The sequence below is a fragment of the Flavitalea flava genome (assembly GCF_054461575.1).
This window is the reverse complement of sequence record NZ_JBTLQH010000034.1, coordinates 1-25042: the sequence shown is the minus strand read 5'-3', so window position 1 is coordinate 25042 and position 25042 is coordinate 1. Positions and strand designations below refer to the sequence as shown.

The following is a 25042-nucleotide window of genomic DNA, read 5'->3' as shown; positions in this document are numbered from 1 at the left end:
ATTATACAAGATTTGGCGTAAATTGTATAACATTGATCTTCAGCTATCGGCTCACCTTTAGGAATACCATATTAATATGAAAAAATTAAGGATCGGCGTAATTGACCTTGTTTCCAAAGGGCCAACGCAAACACTTTGGGCGAAGATCATGTATGCCAACCTGGCCAGTATAATGCCCCAGGTAGTTGCTACCTGGTGTGAGGAAGATGGGCACGAGGTGAAAATGATTTGTTATACCGGCCGGGAAGATCTCCAAAAAGAGCTGCCGCAGGAAGTCGACCTGGTTTTCATCAGTTCCTTTACACATGCCGCATTGCTGGCCTATTCCCTCAGTAATTACTTCAGGAGTAAGGGGGCGGTAACCGTCCTGGGCGGCCCCCATGCACGTTGTTATCCCGACGATTCCGTAAAATATTTTGATTATGTGCTGGGGTTTACCAATAAATCGATCATTTCAGAAATACTGAATAATTGTACGGCACAGGGGCCTGAGGGCAGACATATTTCAGCGGGCAAACAGCCGGTTGCCCTGCCTGGAGTAAGGGAAAGATGGAAATTCATAGAACCTACCCTCGCCAAGGCTCCCTTTATTAAAATGGTACCGATGCTCGGGAGTATGGGTTGCCCCTATACCTGTCCCTTTTGCATAGATTCGGTTGTCCCCTATCAGTCGTTGGATTTCGGAACAGTGAAAGATGACCTTCGTTTTCTGCTGACAAAATTTAAAAAACCGCTGGTAGGTTGGCATGATCCGAATTTCGGAATAAAATTCGACGATAATATGGAGGCGATCGCTTCGGCGGCACCTCCCAATAGTTTCCGGTTTATCGGAGAAAGCAGCTTGTCCATTCTTACAGAAGAGCATTTAAAAGTGATGCAAAAGAATGGTTTTGGCGCCCTCCTGCCTGGAATTGAATCCTGGTATGATCTGGGTAATAAATCCAGGACCACTCATAAGGCAGGTATAGAAAAAGTGAACCAGATCTCCGAACATATAAATATGTTATTCCGCTATGTTCCTTATGTGCAAACAAACTTTGTACTGGGCCTGGACAGCGATGCAGGGGAGGAGCCTTTTGAGCTGACCAAACGTTTCGTGGATAAATCGCCCGCCGCTTTTCCGGGATATTCCCTGCTTACCGCATTCGGAGAGGCGGCTCCCTTAAATCTGGAATATCAGAAGGCAGGGCGCATTCTTCCCTTTCCTTTTCATTTTCTCAACAACCACCTGGCGATGAATCTCAAACCCAAAAACTACGAATGGGTGGACTTTTATGATAAAGTGATCGATCTTACCGAATATACCTTTTCCCGTAAAGCTATTTACCGGCGTTTTATGGCAACCCCCGACCCTACTTCCAGATGGATGAATGTAATGCGGGCGGTATCGGCAGAAGGATATGGCCGTATCCGTTTTTTCAGGAAGGTACGTAACCAACTGATCAGTGACAGGGGATTCCGGCAATATTTTGAAGGAGAAACCGCGGAATTGCCTGCTTTCTATAAGAATATAATAAAAAAAGATCTGGGGATATGGTGGCAATGGCTACCCAAAAATGCGATGGAACATAATCCATCTGCATATCTTCAGAAAAGTCTGAAAAAACAGACCCAGCCGCATCTTAATCCCTTATTTACCCTTCCTTTGGCAAAGTGAACATTATTCAAGTTTACCTTTTTCGAAAATCAATTTCCAGGTCGCCGCCTTTTTTTATAATTTCAGCAGTTTCTTCACTTCGCTGTAATTCCCGGTTTGTACCCGGATAAAATAGATCCCCGGAGGTAAATTTCCAACCTGGAGACTGGTATGCAGATAGGATTGATCTTTTACAATATTGTAAGCATTTACGATGCTGCCGGATTGATTTACGATCTGGACGAGCAGGGTACCCGAATAAGGGTTGTTCATATCGAGTATTAAATTATCCCTGAAAGGATTGGGATAAATAGTAAAGGCGGAAGAGGAATTGGCCAGCTCAGATTTTGTATCTCCCGCTAAGATGGGTTGATCCGATCCGGTTATCAACTGCGCCTTGGTAAAACCACTGGTAAAACTCATCCAATTGATATTCCACATGGTATTGCTCACGGAACTTAACCGTATAGTTTGTTTTCCGGCCGGAAGGACGACCGTAGTGCTGACCGTCTCCCAGTCTTTGAAGCTTTTCCCGAATACAGGGGCATTAAGCGTGGCCAGCATAGTCCCATTGGCCAGCTTTAGTTGTAAGGATGCTCCGATATAAGGCGATGACAACCGGAAACTCACGGTATAAGTCCCGGCGGATGCAACCGTCACCTTGTAATCCATCCAATCTCCATTGTTGATCCATCCAACAGCCAGTCCTCCGCCTGCGTCGGAGGTCTTCTGAGTTTCCACTCCGCTCATGGCATCCCAGGCTTCCGCTTCAATTTTACCAGGTATTGCCTTGGTATTTCCTGACGCAGGCACAGCCGGCGGCAATGGAGTTTTAGAAGATTTTACCAGGATGGAAACATCTGCAGAAGCGGACATACCGGAATTATCCCTTGCGGTGAGCCGGAAAACATAGGTTCCTGCAACCATATTGCTGACAAAAGGACTTTTGATAGCGGTGCTGTTTATTGAGTACGCCACCGGACCGCTGATCTTTGTCCATGCATAAGAAACAATGGTTCCGTCGGGATCGGTAGCACTTCCATAAAGCAAAACATCATTGATCGGCAGGGTTGTCGTCTGGTTAGCGCCGGCGCTAACTACGGGAGGTTTCCCGGTCACTGTGGTACTGTTAACTTTCACGGTCACTTCTGCATAAGCGGAGAGACCGGAATTATCGACCACGGTCAGGCGGAAAACGTAGGCTCCCGCCACCAGTTTACTGACAACGGGGTTTTTAATGGCTGCATTACTGATGGCAAAGGTTGCCGGTCCGCTTGTCTTTGTCCATGCATAGGAGGCTATTGTCCCGTCAGGATCGGTTCCGCTTCCGGCAAGCGCAACACTACTCACAGGGAGGGTAATAGTCTGCGTGGGGCCGGCGTTCGGAACAGGTGGTTTACCGGCGGCTTCTCCCCCATTCACCTTTACGGTCACTTTAGCGCTTTGGGTGCCCTTGTTATTATCGGTGGCGACCAGGTTAAATACATAGGTTCCCTTAGTCAGACCGGTAACAGTAGTGGTAGCCGCATTCGGGGAGGAGATAGTGCCTCCGGGACCGCTTACCTTGGTCCATTGGTAGGCTGCAATATTATATCCCAGTTTATCCACTTTATTTGCGGCAACGGATGTGGCCTTGATAAGCTGCGGTGCGGCTGCTGTTCCGGTAAGCGTGACCGTTGAACCGGAGATGGATTGAGCAGGACCGGCGCTGATAGAAGGCCCGGAGAAATTATAAGCCTGGTAGAGGGCAGAAAGAGGATGAACCATGGTTGGTATAGTCACATCCATGGCATTCGGGTGAGTGGCCTCCTGGAGGTTGATATATGCGTTGCCCAGGACCATAGCTTTATTCCTGCCCCATGAATACAGGGAATCATTTACATCCAGGGCATATTTATAAAATGCAAAAAAGTTATTGGAGAATAGTTTGGCCCATTTAGTCCCGGTTCCGATCTGTTTTGCCGGCACACCGGTTGGATTTTCGAAATCAGTAAAACTCCAGGCATAAGCTGGAAATCCCGGATAAGTATACCTATTGACGAATTCCTCTCCATTTCCAACTTCCCCCTGAGAATTGAATCCAAAACCAAATAGTCTGCCCAGGCTGTCTATATAATGAGTGGTATTCCAGTTGGCCGAAATCTCTTTGATGGGTACAGTCACGCCCCACAGCGTTTTTACGGAGGTAGGTTGGGGATATGGCTTGGTTCCTCCCCATGCGCGGTTAGCAATCCCCCAGACATAAGGATAGCCCATTTGACTACCTGCCGTTGCCGGAATAATACAGCCGGCATAATCTAAATGCGATGCAAAAATATCAGTGGCAGGAGCAGGTATGTTTTTTTTAACAGGTTGTTTATCGCCATAAGTCCATTCCCACACTTCTCCGGTTGTTGTCAGGCCAACCAGCCGGTTGCCGAAGACCAGTTTTTTAAACTTCATGCCGGCCGGAGATAGTTTGGTTGCCCGCATATTCACTCCCCTGGTTTTATGGAACAGATGAAGGGTATCATCTCCAAAAAGCCAGACGCTGTTGTCCGACCGGATGGACACCGTTGTGTTTGCATAAGCGTATACTGCAATATTCCCATTAAAGGGAGCGCCTGTGGTATCTGTATTATATCGTATCGTATTGGTGGTGAAACCCAGGATATTGGTCCAGATATAACCCTGATCGTCCAATACCCGGAATACATTGAAAGCCCCTGCCCCATCAATGGCCTTTCTTCCACCGATCGGATATTGCTGTGCTTTGGCCGATCCATCGTTCCAACAATAAATATTGCCGTCACTGGCAATATACCAGGCCCGGTATTCGCTGATCATTACTTTTTTAACGGTTAGTTTCGTTGTTTGGGAATAAACGAAATTGCCCAATAACAGGAGCAAAAGTAAAAATTGGCTTTTCATTAGTCTTGATTATGCGCATTATAAAAGGGTGAAAGGACCATGCTTATCTCTTTGGCAGAGTATGACAGGCACAGACATTCCGCGGAATGAGCGCAGGGGTGTTAAAAGATTCATTGGTACTGGTAACAAGGAAAAGAAAAACAGGCAGAGCTAAGGGGTTACATTTACAAAGGCCAATTAAAGTTATGAAAGGGCAGGATTGAAAAGTTCCGGGTATGGAAATAATTCTACACAGGGTTACTGCGCACCAGAACCATGCCAAAAGCTTGTACAGAGATAAATATTAGGCAAGCTTAAATAAATCACCGGTAAATTTGTCATTTTGTTCTTTCCATTCCCTGTACTGTACCTTAATACAATGTCCGCAAGGCCGGAAACCTTTCTCCCGGGCCTCCTGCTCCGTTTCAAAAAAGACCCGGTTATCCGGCTTCATCCGTTTGCCCGATGAACAGGAAAGTGTACCATAGATCCTGAGCCTGTTATTTCCGCCGAACCTGATCTTTCCCTGTCGGATAAGGGAACGTATTTCCCTTTTCCCTGGTTCTTCATTGGCCCCGGAATCGGTTGTATGCAGCATAATCTCTAACTTAATGCATCGTGAAAAATGATGCCCAGGGTATGGCGTGAACCAAAATGCAAAGGGCTTACTCCATGTTTCATATTAACCCGGTAATACCCTTTACTTCCTTTAACCGGCCGGAAACTGGTGGTGAAGATAAGCATATCACCACGTTTGGGCTGCAGGACCTTCGCCTTGGATTGAGCCCTCGGTATTTGTTCCGTAAGCACAAATTCCCCTCCTGTATAGTCTTCTTCCGGTTGATTGAGAAATAAAACCAATTGCATGGGAAAGTAAATATCTCCGTAAAGATCCTGGTGAAGGGTATTAAAACCGCCCTGTCCATATTTTAACAGGAGGATGGTTGGGTGGACCTGACCTTTATCATGACATTGTTTCCGGAAGGTCTGGTGGTCTGCAGGGAATTGTCTGTCGATCCCCAGTACGCTCATCCAATGATTGGCAATGGGGGCGAGATAGGGATAAACAGTTTGGCGGATGTCGGTAATCAGATCAGGAAGGGGATAATGGTAATATTTGTATTCACCGAGGCCAAAACGATACCGTTCCATGGTGATCGTTTTACGAAATAACTTCTCCGAATGATAAGACTGGATCAGGTCTTCGCATTCCATTCCGGTCAAAACATTTTCCACGATGGTATATCCCTGTTCATGAAGATCCCGGCCTGCCTTCCCCCAATCTATTTTTTTCAGTTTTGTTTGCATTTCCTTTTGTTTATGCAGACAAAACTAGCACAGAACAGCCCGGTGCAAAACCCGGAACTTGCGCAATAATTATACCTTACCGGTAACCAAATGAGGTATGGCAAGATCAGATATGACAGATCAGGTGTGACAAGATCAGCCGTGAGTCAGATCAGAGGTGATCAAATCAAAGGTGATCGAACAGGCTGAGATATTCCAGTTTATCCTTTAATCCTTTCATGGACCGTACATGGCAGGTAAGGGTAACGGTCGTTACCTTATCTTTTAAAAGGGTATTATAGGAAAGGGACATAAAATGCCCGCCTACTCCGTTGCTTACAGGAACAAGCATTGCGGAAATTTCAGGTTTTATTCCGGTGCCGCCTTGTGGATTGGTTACAATCGCCAGATCATCACACCATTTGCTGTTTCCACCGGGATAATGGCATACACCCCTGCTGGCCTTTGAATTGCAATTATCACAGCCAATGGAAGCCTGCGTACCCGGAACCTGGAACCGGAAATAGACCGGATGTGGGATCGCAAAGACAGTACCTGAACCGCTTTTAAAAAATGCATAGGCAACGGATGAACTATCCGTACCCAGGATGTCCTTTACCACCTGATCCTCGGAAGTAATTGAAATAAAATCAGGATAAAAGATATATAGATTATCCTTCGCAGAAGGTCTTTTTTCCATGAGGCTCAGCTCCTCAGGCTTGCCGGCGTCTGAACCGTTCAGGTAATTTACCAGGGCCGGGTCCAGCAGGATCGAACGCCCGGTAAAAGGAAGACTGGCAACGGGAGAGATTATATTGTTTGTTTCAAGGGCTGAAGCATTTTGTTTGGGTCTTTCTTTTTTGGCAATTTTATGAGCAGCCCTGCGGCTTTGGTTTTGATTACCTTCAAACACATAAGTAATTCCCAGGTTCAGGGAAAAGGTTTTATAGGAGGTCCTGGTCGTACGGCTGCCTTGAGTACTCTTGATATATTGATCGTAACTGTAGGTATTTTTATCATTTTGCCCGTTAGCCGGCTGTAAAAAGGAATACGTACCGGACAGGGTAGGCCCAAAGGCGAGCTGGGATTGGAGCCCAAGGCTAAAATGCGAAGCTACCCTGTATTCGAGATCGAGTCCTGGTTTTACGACCAATCCCGAAGAATTGATCTTTGCAGAAGATAAAAACGATAAATCTTTATTCTCGGAAGGAGCGCCCGGATTGGCCACATTCCCGTTGATCGAATAGGCGGACCGGTGTATACGCTGGTAACCCAGCAGCATATTCGGAGAAAAATAAAATTTATTTAGTTCAAGGACCATTTTAGGGCCTGCTGAAATATCCATGCTGTAAGCCGATGGAGTTGACTGGAACTGAGGAGCGATTATTCCCCCGCTCAACCGGTAGTTATTTTCCACTTTCTGCATCGCCTTTCCTGCCTTCAACCCGGTATAATTCAGCCGGGTAAGGATTCCAAAAGAAAGACGATTCAGGGACCCGGTCCCTGAATCGTCTCCTGACTTATTTATAAACGGAAAATATACGCTGCCATTAATATTCCATCCGGACCCGATCAGCGCGCTATCCGCCAAACCGTTTCCAAGGCTGCTGGTCATTCCCGCGCTCAACGAGATCATGGCTTTTGTTGTTATCCGGGGCTTATGTCCCGCCGAAACGCCTTTCTCAGTAATACCTTTGTATTGATCCTGGGAAAAGGTCGGAAGCCCAATAGCCAAACAATAAGGAAAGAACAGGTACCGGATTAAATTTCGGTTTTTCATACAGATCAGGAGTTATCTCCGCAAAACGTTTATCCCGTAAAATTATTACCGCCAGCAGGATGTTTTACTTCATGATGATTACATTTTGCAATTTGATCGTTCCATCGGCAAATAAGATTCTTAAAAAGTAGATTCCGTTGTTAAATCGGGTATGCAGGGTCGCCATACCATTTTGTGCCGACACCGTTTCCTGTAGCAGACGTCTTCCTCCCGCATCGAACCATTCAATGGATAGATTTTTACTGTTTCTGTCAAGTCCGCTGACATAAAGCGTACCTGTAGTGGGATTCGGATAGATAGAAACTATTTCCTTTTTGTCAACACTGACCGATACGACGTTCGAATAGCTGGACTTTCCATCAAGATCTGTTTGTTTTAAACGGTAAAAACTGACTCCGGCATAAGGATTTGGATCCAGTGCTGCATAGGTCAACGGAAGATCGCTATTCCCATTCACTCCCTTGGAAGGAACTTTTTGTAAAAAATCGAAAGTAAGACCGTCTTTACTTTTTTCTATGGCAAAATAATCATTATTATTCTCCGTGGAGGTTTCCCAGGTAAGATCGACACCCTTATCAGCCATTTTAGCGCTAAAATCAATCAGTCCTACTGGCAATACATTCGCGCCTCCTATTTTATTTCCCAGGGCAAAAGTGGAAAACGAATTAAATGCCGTGGGTGCGGATGTCGAGGTTATACTTCCGGTCAGATATGCTCCTGTTGACGCCGGTCCACCAATCCCTCCGATATCTATCCATTTTGTAAGGTTGGTATAGGTATTTTTTACAACGGTGAGCGAACCTCCGTTAATGACATCATCATTGGCTCCGAAAAACACTTCGATCGTTTGATTACCGCTAAGTTCAAGTGTTGGCTGACTGGCTGAAGCGGCATTAACACGATTGATCGTATAATAATGCACACTGGAAACGACATCGACCGTAGGAGGCAGCGTATACCCAAGTGCGGCCGCGCTTGCATTAAATAATTGGGCCTGGTAAGTATATAGATTTCCGGAGCTATGATTTATGGTAAGGATAACCGGCCGGCAATCGGGTGCGTTTCCAATGGGGAAATTTAAGATGGAAGCGCCGGAGCTGGATTTCTGGTAGCGCATGGGCCCATTCACATAACTGGTGGACAAAGCGTTTCCCGCAGCAGTGGAAGATCCGTTGAGCATTGTTAAAATATAAGTTGTCGAGGTATTGAGCAATCCTGATGACAACGTAAGATTCCTGGAAACATTGATCGAGGTATTATTCAGGGTTACTCCGCTTCCGGTATTGGCTATTATTAACCTGGTAAATACCGGGGCAGGCGTACCTCCTGATGCGTTGATCGTTTGACCGGCAGAACCGGATAAGGTTGCCGTGCCTGTTCCTGAACCAAAAGTAATAGCAGTCCCGGATGGAGAAGTGACCGTAAGGTTCCCGTTATAATTGCTGTTTCCGTTATAATTGGGATAGACCAAACCGGTATTAGCCTGAACAAATGCCGCATTACCGTTATAAATATCCGGAGTCGTTACGGTCATTAATAAATAGCCTGTTCCGGTATTGGTAAACGTACCAGCCCCGTTGAAGGTATTATTTCCTGCGCTTTGATCGTTGGTGGTACCTGTTTTGGTACTGTTTACAGATGCGCTGAAGATACAACCATTAAAAAACAAAGCAGGACTGAAACTGGTAACATTTCCTCCAAAGTTGGAAAGGGGGCCGAAGGTTAAATTACCCGTTCCGGTGAGGGTTATATTTTGGGCTGTTCCTCCTGTCTGGGTGAACTGTCTGAGCAAAAGCGTACCCGAAGAAAAACCACCTGCACCGACACTGATCGTCCTACCCGCTGCCAAAGTAGCTGTGGCTGACCCGTTTCCGCTGCAGAATAATATACCTTGCCCGCTGGTGGAATTCACGATAATGTTATTGGCAAAGACCGTTCCGGTCGAATTAGGGCTCACATAGATCTGCGTGTTGGCAGTTGGAGTATTATTAAAGGTGGCAACCCCTCCAAAATAATTGTTTGGACTATTATAGGCTACATAAATCGCATTGCTGCCCGTATTGTTAAAGGTAGCCGTTGTATTGAACTGATCTGCATTACCGTTTCCAAACAGCAAATATCCGGAACCTGCATCGGTCATGGTAGCCACGCCGTTAAAAACATTATTACCGATGCTGGCATCATTGCTTGCCCCGTTTTTCAGACAGGTAGCGGATCCGTTAAAGGTACAACCCTGGAAATATAAGCCGGGACTGGTAGAAGTCACGTCACCTCCAAGGGAGGAAGCCGGTCCGTACTGTAAATAGGTAGCCGTACTGCTAAGTGTAAGATTTATCGGAGCGTTGCCTGCCTGCGTGAATTGCTTCAGGATCAGGTAACCCGCTTTTAATCCCGTACTTCCTGTCTGAATGGATTTTGTGGCAGCAAGGGTTGCGGTTGCCGTTGTATTTCCTCCGCAAAACTGAATCCCCTGCGCGCTTCCGGAGGTATTCACATAAATGTTCCCGTTAAACTGGTTGCCTGCACTTGCCCAACATGGCAGCAAGCGCTCCAATCCATTATCGGTAAAGGTCACATCACTATTCCAGGTATCCGGGCTGGAATTACCCAAAAGAAAATAACTGTTCCCGCTATTGGTTATAGTGCAAACACCATTGAATGTATTCCCTCCCGGGCTATAATCACCGGTTGCTCCGGTTTTGGTAAAAGCAGAGGTTCCGTTAAACGTAGACGTATTTAAAAATATAGTTGGGCTCGCGGCAGCCAGATCTCCTCCGAACGAAGTATTGGGGCCAAAGGTAAGATTAGCGGTCCCGGTTAAGGTTAAATTCTGGGCTGTCGCTCCCACCTGTGTAAACTGTTTTAATAATAATATACCGGTAGAAAAACCGCCGGATCCTATACTAATGGTTTTAGAGGCAGCCAAAGTGGCCGTGGAGGTAGTATTCGATCCGCAAAACTGAACTCCCTGCCCATTGGTGGAAGCCACTACTATATTATCATTAAAAGAGGTCCCTGTCGAATATTGACTGACATAGATCCCATTATTGCCTGCCGGCGTGTTATTGAAGGTGGTAATACCTCCGAAAATATTGTTGGCGCTATTATAGGCGACATGCAGATTAGCGTTTCCTGTATTATTAAATGTCGCTGCGGCATTGAACTGATCGGCATTACCGTTACCAAACAGCAGATATCCCGAACCTGCATTCGTCATGATGACCGCGTCGTTAAAGATATTGTTCCCTGAACTGCCGTCATTGGTAACCCCTGTTTTTGTGGCATTTACCGTTCCGTTAAATGTACATCCGTTAAAATACAAAGAACCGCTCGTTGAAGTAAGATCCCCTCCAATAGCCGATGAGGGGCCGAATGTCAGGGAGGCGCTTCCTGTCAAGGGTAAATTCATGGGAGTATTACCCAACTGGGTAAACCGCATGATCTGTAAATATCCTACGCTATAACCTGCCGCCCCGATAGAGATCGTCTTTCCGGCGGCCATCGTCTCGTTGGTACTGGCACTCCATCCAAAAGCTATTCCGGAAGAAGAGCCAATTTGAGTAAGGATGATATTCCCGTTAAACTGGTTTCCGACCGGATTATTACCAAAAATGATCCTGTCTGTCGAGTTATTGTTGGCATACACATCTCCATTATAAATATCAGGAGCTCCATTGGCAAAACCAAAATACCCTCCACCTTGCTGGTTTATGGTAAGCGTGGAATTGAACGTATTGCCGCCTGAAGACCACTCTCCTGTTGCACCGGTTTTCGTTACACTTACGATATCTGAAAAAACGGCGCCATTCAATAAAATGCGCGGGGAAACCGCGGTGAAACTACCTCCAAAACCAGAAGCAGGTCCAACTTGAATAAGCGTAGTAGCGCCCGTTAAATTTAGGTTTATGGCAGTACTTCCGGCCTGGGTAAATTGCCTTAGCAATAAAGTTCCCGACGAAAAACCAGCGAGTCCTGTCTGGATGGTATAACCTGCCGCCAAAGAAGCCGAAGCCGCAGCATTCGAACAGAATTGAATACCGGTCGATGAACCAGTGCTGGAAACAGTGATATTTCCATTGAATGAATTTCCGGCAGAATTCCATCCGGGCGCGATATATGATGACCCGCTGCTGTTGAAGGTCACATCATTGTTCCAGGTATCGGAGGTTCCGTTCCCCAATATGATATAACCTGTACTTGGGTTACTGATACTTGTACTTCCCTGAAAAACGTTACCTCCTGAACTTGCATCATTTCCGGCGCCTGTTTTTGTAGCATCGACATTTCCATTAAATGTGCAGCCGTTAAAATAAATATCCGGTGTATTGGTGGTCAAATCACCTCCAATAACCGAACCACGTGCAAACCGGACATAGGTATTTGCCCCGGAAAAGGTTAGATTAATGGGTGCGTTCCCGGATTGGGTAAAGGTATTAAAACTTAAGAACCCGGCACTAAAACCTGCAGCGCCTACAAAAATAGTCTTCCCAGCAGCCTGGGCCGGTGTCCCTGTCCCTGAAGTCCAGCCTAAATAAATTCCGCCGCTGGCGGTCGATGTTAATATTATATCGTCATTAAAAAGATCATTGGAATTATAGCCCAACATAAAATACCCCGTATTGCTTTGTTGGTTTATGGAACAGGTCGATTGGAAGATATTCTGATTCTGGTTATTGTGATTGTTTGACCCACCCGTTTTGGTAAACGTAACAGGGCTGCTATAAGTAGCACCCTGGGCCCATATATCAGGTGCGGTGGCGGAGAACACTCCTCCGAAATTACTGAAAGGTCCCAGGTACAAAACGGAAGTACCTGTCGCTGTTATATTGATGGGTGCATTGCCCGCCTGTGTAAATTGTTTCAAATATAAATAGCCGGCCGTCAGACCCGTTGCACCGGCCTGGATGGTTTTTGTAGCTGCCAGTGTAGCTGTGGCCGTAGCATTTCCTCCACAAAACTGTATTCCTGTTGCACTGCCGGAAGTATTGACATAAATGTTCCCGTTAAACTGGTTACCGGTACTTGACCAGCAAGGCAATAACCGTTCTGATCCATTATCGGTAAACGTCACATCATTATTCCATATATCGGGGTTGGTACTGCCCAGCAAAAAATAACTGCCCCCGCTATTGGTCATGTTGCAGACACCGTTAAATACATTTCCTCCCGGACTCCAGTCTCCCGTTGTTCCGGTTTTGGTAAAAGAAGACGCTCCATTGAATGTAGTTGAATTTAAATATATAGTTGGCGTACTGACAGTCACATCTCCTGCGAAGGTAGAAGTAGGACCGAAAGTAAGATTACCCGTACCTGTTAAAGCAAGGTTTTGGGCAGTTGCGCCCGTCTGCGTGAACTGCCTGAACTGTAAGGTGCCGGCGGAAAAACCACCTGCCCCGATCGTAATTGTTTTTGTCGCGGCTAAGGTGGCGGTTGCTGTAGCATTACCATTGCAAAAAAGAACCCCCTGGCCATTGGTAGATGTCACCACAATATTATCGTTAAAGAGGGTCCCGGACGAATAGGAACTGATCAGGATCCCTGTTCCTGCAACAGGAGAATTATTGAAAGTAGTAACTCCGTTAAAAATATTGTTTGAACTGTTATAGGCGACATAAAGGCTATTGCTTCCCGTATTGTTAAAGGTTGCGGTTGCGTTGAACTGATCCGGGCTTCCATTTCCCATCAGCAAATAACCTGCCCCCAAATTATTCATCGTAACCGGTCCGTTAAATATATTTCCGCCGGGACTGCCGTCATTAGTGGCCCCGGTCTTTGTTATGGTAGTGGTATTTTGAAAAGTTGTATTTTTCAAGGTTACTGCAGCCGAATTTATGGATACGATACAATTCATCACAACCGGCCCATTCCCAAAGGCGGTAGTTGACGCACCGGAAACCGTCAGCGTACCATTTTGTACGGTACCAGTGGTAAAAGTTGCAGTTGTTCCGCCAACGGTTAGGATAAATCCCCCCAAATCAAGCGTACCGGTGGTGAGTTTGAAGTTGGTGATCCCTGCATTGGCATTTAACAGACAATTATTGCCGCCCGTTACAATCGTGACATTATCCGCGGCTCCGGGAATACCATTTGGTGTCCAGTTTCCAGGAGTGTTCCAGGCTGTCGATAAGGTACCATTCCAGGTATAAGATGTTTGGGATCTCAGGGTTTGCACAAGGATTAGCAGCCCTAGAAAGAGTAGAAATTGTTTCATAGACTATTGGGTTCAAAAAGGGTTTTTCATGAAATTTTGAATTCTAATAAATTCAAAAAAAAATATTGGATTTGGAGGCCTTTGAATGACCTTATGAAAACTTATAATTCCATTATTATTCCAAAATTAACTTGATATGATTACCAACAACTTACGCAATAAGGGTCATTAAATCCATTCCCAAATCCGGCCTTATTTTCCCAAAATGAAACTTTTCTTATTTACCCATACATAAAAAACTAAGAATTCAGTAAGTGTAATAACTTATATATTAATAAAATATTACTATTTATAGATATATTTTTTTAATCCTATAGATTTGGGGATGGCGTTACAGGCGATGAACGATCAACTTCGATGCTAACTGGATATGGTAGTTTGCCGCTGTATCCTTTCCATCTTTAGCGTTCCTCAGTATCTCCAGCAAGGTCTCTGTAGCCTTTTTCCCTTGCTGGTATGGGTATTGCTCCACTGAAGCAAGCGGTGGATAGGCCATATAATTATTGATGGGAAGATTGGAATAACTCACGAAGGAGATGTCTTTATTGATCCGAAGTTTCTGCTGCCGGGCATATTGTATGGCATCCAAAGCCACATAATCATTAAAGACCAGGATGGCGGTGGGTCTTTTTTCCAAGGACAGTAATTTGCGCATGGCTTCCCGGGTACTTTCGCCGGTAAGATCCGTAGCAACGATCAGTTCCCGGTCGAATCCGATATCGTTTTTTTCCATCGCAGATTTATATCCGTCCGACCTTTCTCCGCTGGCAAATAATTTTGGGGGGCCATTGATCATTCCGATGACACGATGGCCTTTTCCAAATAAAAAATCAATGGCCTGCAAGGTGCCGGACTGCATATCGCATGAAATATAATGAATCGAAGCAAGATCCGGCATGGCTGCTCTATCCGGGATCCTGTCAAAAAAAACAACAGGGATGGAATGCTTTTTTAACGGCTCAAAATGTTCATAGGAGGATGTGTTCTTGGACAGGGAGATGATCAGGCCATCTATCCGGTGGTCCTTCATGGTCAGAACTGCCTTTTTTTCCCTTTCCTCCATATCATGGGATTGGGCCACCAAAACCATATACCCGTTGCTATTGGCAGTTTCCTCTATGCCATTCATGGCCGTTGAAAAAAACGATTCGGAGAGCTCCGGCAGTATGACCCCGATAGTAAATTTTTTTTGTTGTTTAAAGAAAATTGCCGTTTCGTTCCGTTCGTAATTCAATTTTTCTGCCAGTTGCCTGACCTTGAGTTTGGTTCCCAGACCGATGCTGCCATGGTCCTGGAGGGCCCTGGATACCGTTGAAACGGAAACCCCTAGCTGGCGGGCCATCTTTTGTAGGGTAGGTCGTTTCACAGGCATATCAGGGCAGGATTAATTGCAGGGAATCGATCACCGCTTTGCCCTTTCTCAACATGTCACCGGCCGCGCGGGTTTTTAATGCGCTGAGCTCAAAACCCTCAAGGACCTGCTCCAGTCTGTTTAATTCCACCGTTTGTTTATTACGGATAAACCCTTCCTTCAGAATATTTATTTTTTCATAATCCTGAATCCCTTCAATCATCCTTTCCATCCGGACAGAACTAAGGGCGCCGGGATAAACCAGATAGGTATCCCCTGCCGACCAGCTTCGAAAACGGGAATCCCTCAGCGGCTCTTCCGGCCAGCAATTATAGGCCCAGCGTAAATAACCATTGTACTTTTTAGCGGCTGCATACCAGCCCAGCCAGGCCGATTCAGCTGGAGGAGAAAAGGTAAACGTATTTGGGTATCCTTCCGTGCAGCAGGTATAATAAGTGGTTGGCTTTCCTTCCCGGATGCGTCTGTTCATTGTTGACAAATCAAAGGAATCCGAAGACCCGATACTGTAATCATAAATATCTTTCTCGATCATTTTATGATATGACCCGGCCAGGGAGATCTTCCAGTTGGGATCGATGCTACGGATCAGCGAAATGATCTGTTGCATATCTTCCAAAGGCCGCTCGTCCATAGCAATGGCCGTCTTGGCAAACCAGCCCTTTTGAAGCAGATGTTTTTTAAAATCAAGCAGCATAGGCCGCCAGTGAGCATCGTAGGCGGGACTACCAGGTTTGGCAATCACGAAGCTGTCCTTTCCTGACGTTTCATCATAAAAATAAAAGGTATGATTCCACGGTTCCATACTATAACAATTGATCAATTTTCCTATACCCCCTGTCTGCATGAATTCCACCCATTGATCGAAGATGCTGTAATCATACGCCCATGTTCCCTTCTTTTTTTTGGTCCATTTGATCATGGAACTGTAAATATCCCTGGTCTGTCCACGCCAGGGGTCATGGATCATACTGACAGTGACGGCTTTCTGGCCAGCCTCTGCCAGCATTTTTATATAAGGCCGCATGGCGTCGAAATGGGCTTTCGACCAGGGCTTTACACCATGGACCCTTGCAATGGAATAGGGGTTCTGCCAAAGGTCCAGATGAAATTTCCAGTTACGGGGTTCCGGCAATACCTGTCCGGTTACCTGAACCGTATAGGAGATCGTTTCTGAAACAGGTTTACCCTCTTTATATACCTGCAGGTTTCCTTTATAAAGACCGGAAGGCAGATCTCCGGGAACGGCAATACTGAGCCAGACCGGCTGGCTGGTATTGGCAACCAGATCCTTAACCGGGTTGCTGTCGATCCTGTCTTCCACCCAGGAAGAATCAAATGTTGACGATGGGGGGATCCCGCAACCGCTACCGGCGCTGTTCAACCCGTCCGTCATTACGTATTCGATGAAACCCGTAGTAATAAGGGAAGCGGCAATACGATCCCCTTTTTTATTTTTCAGGACCCCGGCTTTTATACGGATACCGGTCAACCGTCCTTCGCTGCGGATCAGCAATCGGGTATGCACCTTCTCCCCTTTCCAGGCGATGACAAACCATTCAGGATAAGATGCCTCCGGTTCCGGCCCGGCCTTCTGTCCGGCTCCTGTTCCCGGATAGTTCTTTTGCCGGTCCCTGGCATCGATATTTGCAAAACCGATCCGGCAGCTATTCGGGGCGGCTTTGATGGTCGAAGATTGGGCCTTTACGTTCCCGAATAAAAAAAATACTAAAAGTAAAAAAAGTAAAAATCCTTTACCCGCTGTCAGTCTGTTTATGTGAAGTGTTTGCATGCTATTTAAGCTTATTGCTGTGCCCCTTTGCTGATCTTGTCGTTGACGATCCGCGGGTTACCATCGATATCCGTGCTTCCGTTTATGTCCGCCCCAATGACCAATCCCGAATTCTTTGCCGGCGATGCAGCCTGAATATGCAGGTCCGGCGTTACCGTACTCACAAATTGAGGATCGGTACCTACTGTCGAAACGGCGTCATTTCCCCCAGCATCCTGCCAGGTCTTAAGGTCAGTATAAGCTGTCCCATTCCATATCCATTGCTGAACGCCGGTGGAATAATACAGATTATGATCGATCTCGATATTGGAACCCGATGCGGATTGTTTGTTAAGGAACAACCCTCTTTCAGGTCTGACGTAAACAATATTATTTTTAATCACCGTATGTGTACACAATTCCATCAGCCTTATTGCTCCTTCCAGGTAGCCGGTATTACTTAACCCCTTATCATTATAAAAAAGAGTATTGTTCACCACACTGCAGCTATCTGTTCCGTTCCCGGTATAGTTGGCATAACTGCCCAGATAGATTCCATTACCCCAGCTCCCGGCAACAAAATTATTCCGGACGATATTTTTAATGGCAGGAAAATTATTGGTTTCACTGACGATACCGATTCCTCTGTCACAGTCATGCACATTATTCCTTTCTACGGTAATATGCCGTGAGCCGTCCAGGTAAATACCGATGGCCCCGTGGCCCACGCCTGCCCCATCCACCCTTCCCACAGGGCTGGTGGTCATGTCGATATTATAAATTTCATTATCGCTGATGATTCCATTTCTGGCATAATTAAAGACAGGGTTCGGGTTGGCCCCGTAGCCTCCTGCCGCATCGATGCCGATATTCTCCCCATTATAAATTTTGTTCTTCCTTACCTCAAATCCGTCTACATAGCCGTTAATCGTAAGATTCTCGCTATATCCGGTATGGCAATCATGTATTTCATTTTCCTCCACCAGGATATTCGTCATGACGGCAGCCGTATTACCGATTATCTCAATGGCATGACCGCTCCTTCCATCCGAGGCTTTCACATTATGTTGAATATTATAGATCCTGTTCCGTCGGATCTGAATATTCCCCGCCCCTTGTTCAACCCTGATACCATTTATGCTTACCCAGGGAGTGGTACTTATATAATTACAAACATCGAATCCCTCGAATAAGATATAACTGACATTCCTGATGCTGACCAGGGCCTCTGTACCTGAAATAGAAAGACCTGAGCCATCGATGACAGGAATTTCCCCGGGATATGCCTTCAGGGAAATAATTTTATTCAGTCTTCCGGATTTCGGGAAAACAATTTTTTCTCCGTAGGTTCCATTGCGGGCAAATATCGTATCACCGGGAACGGCATTTGTTAAGGCAGTATTGATACTTCTGAAGGGAGCGTTCAGCGTTCCTGCATTGGTATCACTGCCACCGGGAGCCACATAATACGTATGGGTGGCGGTTGCCGGATTACCGTTCCCGGTGGTAGGCGGGGCACTACTGTTTTTGCTGCAGGCCAGTACGAAAAAAAAGAAAAATAATATCCTGGTGCGATTTTTTTCCATAAAACTGATCCTGTTTTATTCAGATATGATTTTTCTTATCCGGTTATTATTTTTGTCCAGCACATAGACTGTGCCGTTCTTATCCACCGCAACCCCGGTCGGCCCGCTAAAAGATGCGGCCTCTCCAACGGCATCCACATATCCGGCCGAACCGCTGCCGGCAAAAGTGCTGACCTCCCATGTTCCCGCTTCTATTATGCGTATGGATTGGTCTGCATTAGAAGTTCCGCTGTCCCATGTTCCGTTCCCTGCTACATATACATTGCCCGGTGCATCCACGGCCAAACCCCAGGGATATGAAAATTTCGCGGTAGTACCGGATCCGTTCAGATATCCGGCAGCGCCCGGTGTTCCGGCAATGATGTTTCCTTCCCAGGTTCCCGCCTTAAATTGTTCGACTACCTGATCCCCATTGATGGCTGCATATAAATTCCCGCTCCTGTCAAAACCAATACCGGCCGGGTAATTAAGACCGGAAACTACCTCTGTGCTTGTCCATTGAGCGGTAAGCTGATAAATACTGCCGGGACTGTTGGCGCCTGTATAATACACGAAACCGGTTGTTTTATCGAATGCCACAGCCCAGGGGTCCTGAGTGGCCCAAGCCCAGGTCGTCGCCGTTCCGTCGGGTGATATTTTCCGGATATCCCAATTTCCAGGATCGGCGGACCAGACATTGCCCTCCGCATCTACCGTCACATCGTAGGGAATGCTGAATTTTGCGGCAGTACCCTGACCATCTGCATAACCGCTGCTGTTCGGATTACCAGCCAGCGTAGTCACATTCCCCAGACTATCTATTTTTCGGATACAATGATTGCCCGGATCAGCCAAATAAACATTCAGGTTATCATCTACCGCTAAACCAAGACTTCTGTACCAGGCCTGGCTGCTGAAGTCGAATTGAGCATCTGTCCCCTGCGCATTCTGGAATCCTGCCTTTCCGCTGCCGGCCAGGGTGGATACCTTTCGTAAAAATTTATAATTAAATATTCCGGTGCTTACCACGCTGTCATTTCCGATACTGACGACCACATGGCCGGACCCGCATCTTTTGGGCACCACGGCCATGACCTGGTTGCCATTGACAGCAACAATCGCAAGCGGCAGACCATTGATCGTAACTTTTATTTTTGCGGAATCGGCAGAGAAATTACTGCCCGTGATCAGCATTTCGGTGGTGCCCCCGCCTTCGGTTGGCGTAAAATTGTCGATGGTCATAGGGGCTCCGGCAGAATGTGTAAATTCATTATTCTTCTTACAGCTCCAGAAACCGGTCACAAAAAGACAGCCGGTCAGGATGCTGGTAATTATTTTCTTTATCATAACGTTTGATTAGTATTAAAAAATATTTTTCCTGCCATTCCCGGAAAGGATTTCACCATCCCGCGATCATGACATTACCATCCAGGATTTTGAACCAGCGCATTATCCCTGTCGATCTCGCCTTGAGAAATGGGGAACAAATACATTTTATCATCCCAATACCGGTTCTGCAAAAGGATCTTCGTGGAATATCCGGTAAAGGCAAAACCGAGGTTATTATCATTGGCGATGGTATTCATCCGGTAGATAGCCGTTACTTCCGGATTCCCCATCATCTGCCTCCTGATCAGGGTAAAATACCGGTCGCTTTCAAAACATAATTCAACCTGTCTTTCCCGTAGTATATATTTCCGCATTTCATTCTGATCGCTGACCGCAGACGGGTAAACTGTTTCCAGATTGGGAATGCCGGCCCTTTGCCTTACCATATTCAGGTAGTTCAGGATATCGGGATTCCCCGGATCGGATTCATTTAAGGCTTCAGCGTAATTGAGGAGAATTTCTGCGTAGCGGATGTGTATAAATGGCCGGTAAGCGGCCTGATCATACCGGATATTGGAGGCAGGACTGATATTCTTCAATACATCATAACCGGTTATATCCCCATTATTATTGGAGCCCACTCCGGATTTGCCGCCATAATAGAATTCAGCCCTTCCCCTGCCGTCCTTGTTGTTATCCGAGGAGAAAAAATCCCGGTCGTCCGAATTAGGCGCCGGTAAAACCGGTTTTCCATTATATTGGATATCCACATAGAAACGTGGTTCACGACCTACATACATGCTGGCATTCCCCGTAATATAACCTCTGTTGACTCCATCCTTCCCCTGTCCGTAACCAGCCGGATCATCTAATTGGGCAAAACCAGTCTCCGTATAGCCCGATACGGGATCATCGATAGTCCGGCCATTGCGCATATAAAAGGCATCCACCACATTTTGGGTGGCATTTTGCATATTGTAACCCCCTGGAGCAGGAGCGGCTCTTTTTTCAAAACCCCATTGCCAGGTCCCTGCCATATTGGTGGAGAACAGGATCTCCTCATTCCAGTTGGTCAGGAATACATCCCTGCAGGAGAGGTACGGATCAAAACTGGCATCCCCTTCATCCAGATTGGTAAAGAGCTTATTTACATGAAGATCTATCACCGCTTTGGCGGCGTCAGCGGCTTTCTTCCATTTACCCGCATCATATTGGATTGGAGCCAGCGAAATGCCATCTTTATTTTTGAAACCGGCAAACCGGGGATTACCATTCCAAAGTGGGCTGGCAACAAGAAGCGCAAGCTGCGATTTTACAGCCAGACAGGAAGACTTGGTAGGTCTTCCGTAATTAGAGGAGGACGCCCATACGGCAGGAAGTCCTTGGGCAGCCTGATCCAGCAACTGGTTAATATGATCCACGCAGGTATCCAGCGGGGCACGGGGATATTTGTTGTAATCATCGTTCAGGCTTAAGGTATTGGTCAATTTCACAACCGGACCATATTGACGAAGCAGCTTCCAGTAGAACCAGGCCCTTAAAAAGATAACCTCTGATTTATATTGTTTTTTAAGGGTATCGCTCATCAGATTGGAGGGCACCTTGTCGACATTATTTTCAAAGACTATGGATTGCCGGATCCCGGAATAATAAGATCCAAAATTATCCCAGTACCCGCTCTGGGGATTCCAGTTGCCGGCCACCATTTTCCGGACATTTACCCCCTGGACACTGCAGGAGGTTTCATCGCTGGCACCCAGTACGGTATAATCGTCCTGATAAGCCTGAACATACCCGTAAACCTGGTACAGGTAGGATTCCGCATTGGCCTTTGTCTGCCACAGCATATCTGAGGTAAGGAGGTTGTCTGGTTTTTTGTCCAGGTATTTGGTGCAGCCCGTGCTAAGTATGGCAGCACATAAAACCGGACAGCTGAAAGAAAGAATATGTTTGATAAAACGAATCATAATAATTTAATTTAGGGATACTAAAATTGAGCCCTGATACCACAGGTTACCATTCTGGTGATCGGATACTTCGCCCCGTTAGATCCTAATTCCGGATCCCAAAGTTTAAACTTGCTGAAGGTCAGCAGATTTTGACCGGACAAGTAAAAATATAGCGTGGACAGGCCCGCCTTCTTTAACGTTTCAGAACTAAGCGTATATCCCAGAGAGGCTTGTTTAAATCTCAGATAAGCTCCGTTCTTTAGCCAACGGGTACTGCTTTGATAATTATTGTCGGAAAGACTGCCTAAGGTCAATCGGGGATAATAAGCATCCTCCCTGGGGTTGGCGGCAGTCCATCTGTCCGCCACGTTGGCCAGGGTATTATTGGGGTACTGTCCGATGCCGGAGAAAGGAATTACCCCAACTCCGCCTGCTCCCCAGCCGCTACCGTCAAACCAGGACCCATTGGCCATAATCCCTGCATCGAGCGTGCCCTGAAAGAACATCGACAGATCGAAATGATGATAATCAACCGTGAAACCTGCACCGTAAAGCCAACTGGGAAACCAGGACTTGCCGGTATAATTCCAGTCATAGGTGTCTATAACATTATCATCTTTCGGATTCAGATTCTTGTATTTAACATCCCCAGGATGCATGTACAATTCAAATTTCTGTACAGGACTGTTATCGATGTCATTTTGATCAGTGAACAGACCATCTGATACATAGGCTGTAAAATCCCCGTAACGATGCCCTGTGCCCCGCTGGTAAGCATACTTTCTATTCGGTTCATCCTGGAACACGATCTTATTCCGGCTATAGGTAACATTACCATATAATCGCAATCCCGTCTTACCGAACCGGTCATTGTATTCGACGCTGGCATCCAAACCGTAATTATTCATTTCTCCCAGGTTGGCAAATATTTTAGAGCCGCTGTAACCGGCAATGGACGAAACAGTACTTCTTTGAATAAGGATATTCTTTCTTTTATCATTAAAATAATCCACGATCAGGCTGAACTTGTTTACGATCCCTATTTCAAGGCCCAGATCGGTTTTATGGGATTTTTCCCAGGTAAGGTTCTGTACGCCGATCACATTTTCCGTCTGACCCCCATAATAGTACCCGCTCAATCCAAAGCCGGTTGAGTTTCCTCCACCGATCTGTGTCAGATAAGGGAACCGGTTAACCTGGGTTGGATCTCCGATCTGATCGTTTCCCACCACGCCGTATGACCCTCTTATTTTCAACAGCGTTACGGTATTAGCCAGGCCGTCAAAAAAACCTTCCCTCGATATCACCCATCCTGCGGAAACTGCTGGAAAAAAACCGAATTTTTTTCCTTTTTCAAAATTTTCAGAGCCGGTATATCCCGCATTTACTTCGGCCAGGTATTTATCATTGTAGGAATAGGTTAATCTGCCTGCCATGGCCTGGTTCCTGAAAGGAATCGAACGTATGGCATCCTGGGCCGTACTTACCAGCCGGTTGCGCATATTATACAGAGCCATAACACCAATATGGTGTTCCCCCAGACTCTTATTATAGTTAATATTTCCTTCCAGGTACATAATCCGTTCGCCGGTTGCGTCCCGGCTGTAATCCAGGAATTGCTGACCTACCCTTACGGGGTTTCCAAAAACCAACTGACCATTTTCATCTCTCCCCGAGGCATGCCAAAGATCATTAAGACCGATCCTTTTATTATCGAACTCCCCATAACTGTCAAAAGAGAAACGACCATAGGCTTCCAGTCCTTTGGTCAGGAAGTCCAGTTTCTGGGTGAGCGTGAATACGGATTGGACGGAAGGCTTGAACTCAGTACTATAGCCATTATTCTGTACTTCGTTCAGGGGATTATTACCTCCGTTATTTACCGGACCGGACCATTTCCCATCGGGATAACGAATAGGGAAGCCCACCGGGGTGGTGGCATAGGACAGATACCAGATATGCGCAGCGGAGATTCCCGGGTACCGGGCATTGACCAACATGGCCCCAAGGTTCAATTGCAACAGGGTGGTTTTGGTTATATTAACATCTACATTGCTCCGGAAATCATAACGCTTATAATTCAGGTTTGGATTATAACCATTCAGATTAGACACTTTATAAGGCCCGTCCTGATTGTAAAAAGAGGCCGATAGAAAATAGCGAACGGATTCGCTGCCTCCGCTGACGTTCAGATTGGCATTGGTCAGGGAAGAATTTTTTCTATATACGGTATTCATCCAATCTACGTTTGGATATAAATAAGGGTCCAGTCCGCTGGCTGTTTTCTGTATTAGCTCATCCGAATATTTGGCCGGGTTACCCATATTGACTTCCGCTTCGTTCAGCAGTTTCATATAACTGATCCCATCCAGCATTTTAGGGGTTTTCGTAAACCCGGTCATCCCGGTTTCCGATTTTAACGAGATCTTCGCTTTGCCGGCAACCCCTCTTTTCGTGGTAATGATCAATACTCCGTTTGCGCCTTTGGCTCCGTACATGGCGGTTGAAGATGCATCCTTTAACAGGGAAATGCTGGCAATATCTTCCGGATCGATATTATTGAAAGCACCGCCATAAGTACTGTTGACATCATCACGTTGAACGCCGTCTACTATTATAAGGGGAGATGAATTTCCGGTAAAGGTCCCTACCCCTCTGATGGTAAACATCGAATTATCATAACCAGGCTCTCCGCTTGACTGTACGGAAATTACCCCGGCCACCTTCCCTGCCAGCGCATTGGAAAGATTGGCAACGGGTGTCCGCATATCCATCATATTCACGGAGGCAACCGAGCCTGTTACCGTGATTTTCTTCTGTTTGCCGTACCCTACCACCACTACTTCATTTAACTTATCGGTGCTGGCCTGCAAGGTAATCGTCAATACTTTGAAACTGGTAATCCGGAGGTTCTGACCGATCAGCCCGACCATCGAAACCTGTAAAGTATCCCCCAGGCTGGCATTGAGCGTAAAGGTTCCGAATTCATCGGTAGCCGTACCTTTGCCTGTCCGCCGGATACTAATGGTCGCGTTCACGAGGGGTTTCCCGTCTGCGTCAATGACCTGGCCCCTGACCGATCTTATGGTATCTGCATAAATCGTTGGGGGCGCGGCGGAACTCCCTTCCTTCATGATAGCAATTACGTTTTCATCCAGCAATTTATATCCTAAGGCAATAGGATATAAGGTTCGTTGCAGAACAGATGAAAGCAATTCGTCCTTTGCTTCCACATCCACTTTCCGGGCAAGCGGGA

General features: G+C 46.3%; 12 protein-coding genes. 1 reads left to right on the top strand and 11 read right to left on the bottom strand.

Annotated features, from left to right (window positions below):
• The first annotated feature begins 76 nt into the window (after positions 1-76).
• Positions 77-1657: a B12-binding domain-containing radical SAM protein gene (locus ACX0G9_RS23470; RefSeq protein ID WP_459067407.1), complete on the top strand. Its 1581-nt coding sequence runs from the start codon at positions 77-79 to the stop codon at positions 1655-1657.
• 54 nt (positions 1658-1711) lie between these two features.
• Here the strand turns inward: ACX0G9_RS23470 and ACX0G9_RS23465 are convergent, their stop codons facing one another.
• The 11 genes from ACX0G9_RS23465 to ACX0G9_RS23415 form a co-directional block, all read right to left on the bottom strand.
• Positions 1712-4546, bottom strand: coding sequence for a PKD domain-containing protein (locus ACX0G9_RS23465; protein WP_459067406.1), 2835 nt, complete (start codon positions 4544-4546; stop codon positions 1712-1714).
• Positions 4547-4829: 283 nt separating this feature from the next.
• Positions 4830-5123 carry an Ada metal-binding domain-containing protein gene (locus ACX0G9_RS23460; RefSeq protein ID WP_459067405.1) on the bottom strand — a complete coding sequence of 98 codons (294 nt, stop codon included), beginning with the start codon at positions 5121-5123 and terminating at the stop codon, positions 4830-4832.
• A gap of 5 nt (positions 5124-5128) precedes the next feature.
• The gene (locus ACX0G9_RS23455; protein WP_459067404.1) at positions 5129-5833 is read right to left on the bottom strand and encodes a 2OG-Fe(II) oxygenase; all 705 of its coding nucleotides are present in this window, start codon (positions 5831-5833) and stop codon (positions 5129-5131) included.
• A gap of 166 nt (positions 5834-5999) precedes the next feature.
• Positions 6000-7592, bottom strand: coding sequence for a hypothetical protein (locus ACX0G9_RS23450; RefSeq protein WP_459067403.1), 1593 nt, complete (start codon positions 7590-7592; stop codon positions 6000-6002).
• A 64-nt stretch (positions 7593-7656) separates the two neighbouring features.
• Positions 7657-13803: a T9SS type A sorting domain-containing protein gene (locus ACX0G9_RS23445; protein WP_459067402.1), complete on the bottom strand. Its 6147-nt coding sequence runs from the start codon at positions 13801-13803 to the stop codon at positions 7657-7659.
• A 331-nt stretch (positions 13804-14134) separates the two neighbouring features.
• Positions 14135-15175, bottom strand: a complete 1041-nt coding sequence (locus tag ACX0G9_RS23440; protein WP_459067401.1) for a LacI family DNA-binding transcriptional regulator — start codon at positions 15173-15175, stop codon at positions 14135-14137.
• A gap of 1 nt (position 15176) precedes the next feature.
• On the bottom strand, positions 15177-16964 hold the full coding sequence (locus tag ACX0G9_RS23435) for a DUF4091 domain-containing protein (protein WP_459067400.1): 1788 nt from the start codon (positions 16962-16964) through the stop codon (positions 15177-15179).
• A gap of 11 nt (positions 16965-16975) precedes the next feature.
• The gene (locus ACX0G9_RS23430; RefSeq protein ID WP_459067399.1) at positions 16976-18529 is read right to left on the bottom strand and encodes a DUF1565 domain-containing protein; all 1554 of its coding nucleotides are present in this window, start codon (positions 18527-18529) and stop codon (positions 16976-16978) included.
• Positions 18530-18544: 15 nt separating this feature from the next.
• A complete protein-coding gene (locus ACX0G9_RS23425; RefSeq protein ID WP_459067398.1) occupies positions 18545-19855 on the bottom strand; it encodes an IPT/TIG domain-containing protein in 1311 nt (436 codons plus the stop codon).
• Positions 19856-19929: 74 nt separating this feature from the next.
• Positions 19930-21804, bottom strand: coding sequence for a RagB/SusD family nutrient uptake outer membrane protein (locus ACX0G9_RS23420; RefSeq protein WP_459067397.1), 1875 nt, complete (start codon positions 21802-21804; stop codon positions 19930-19932).
• Positions 21805-21824: 20 nt separating this feature from the next.
• A partial coding sequence (locus ACX0G9_RS23415; RefSeq protein WP_459067396.1) for a SusC/RagA family TonB-linked outer membrane protein occupies positions 21825-25042 on the bottom strand: 3218 nt, incomplete at its 5' end.

Excerpts from the sequence above, each read along its gene's own strand:
- ACX0G9_RS23470 (WP_459067407.1), top strand. The coding sequence starts at position 77 with ATGAAAAAATTAAGGATCGGCGTAATTGACCTTGTTTCCAAAGGGCCA.
- ACX0G9_RS23465 (WP_459067406.1), bottom strand. The coding sequence starts at position 4,546 with ATGAAAAGCCAATTTTTACTTTTGCTCCTGTTATTGGGCAATTTCGTT.
- ACX0G9_RS23460 (WP_459067405.1), bottom strand. The coding sequence starts at position 5,123 with ATGCTGCATACAACCGATTCCGGGGCCAATGAAGAACCAGGGAAAAGG.
- ACX0G9_RS23455 (WP_459067404.1), bottom strand. The coding sequence starts at position 5,833 with ATGCAAACAAAACTGAAAAAAATAGATTGGGGGAAGGCAGGCCGGGAT.
- ACX0G9_RS23450 (WP_459067403.1), bottom strand. The coding sequence starts at position 7,592 with ATGAAAAACCGAAATTTAATCCGGTACCTGTTCTTTCCTTATTGTTTG.
- ACX0G9_RS23445 (WP_459067402.1), bottom strand. The coding sequence starts at position 13,803 with ATGAAACAATTTCTACTCTTTCTAGGGCTGCTAATCCTTGTGCAAACC.
- ACX0G9_RS23440 (WP_459067401.1), bottom strand. The coding sequence starts at position 15,175 with ATGCCTGTGAAACGACCTACCCTACAAAAGATGGCCCGCCAGCTAGGG.
- ACX0G9_RS23435 (WP_459067400.1), bottom strand. The coding sequence starts at position 16,964 with ATGCAAACACTTCACATAAACAGACTGACAGCGGGTAAAGGATTTTTA.
- ACX0G9_RS23430 (WP_459067399.1), bottom strand. The coding sequence starts at position 18,529 with ATGGAAAAAAATCGCACCAGGATATTATTTTTCTTTTTTTTCGTACTG.
- ACX0G9_RS23425 (WP_459067398.1), bottom strand. The coding sequence starts at position 19,855 with ATGATAAAGAAAATAATTACCAGCATCCTGACCGGCTGTCTTTTTGTG.
- ACX0G9_RS23420 (WP_459067397.1), bottom strand. The coding sequence starts at position 21,804 with ATGATTCGTTTTATCAAACATATTCTTTCTTTCAGCTGTCCGGTTTTA.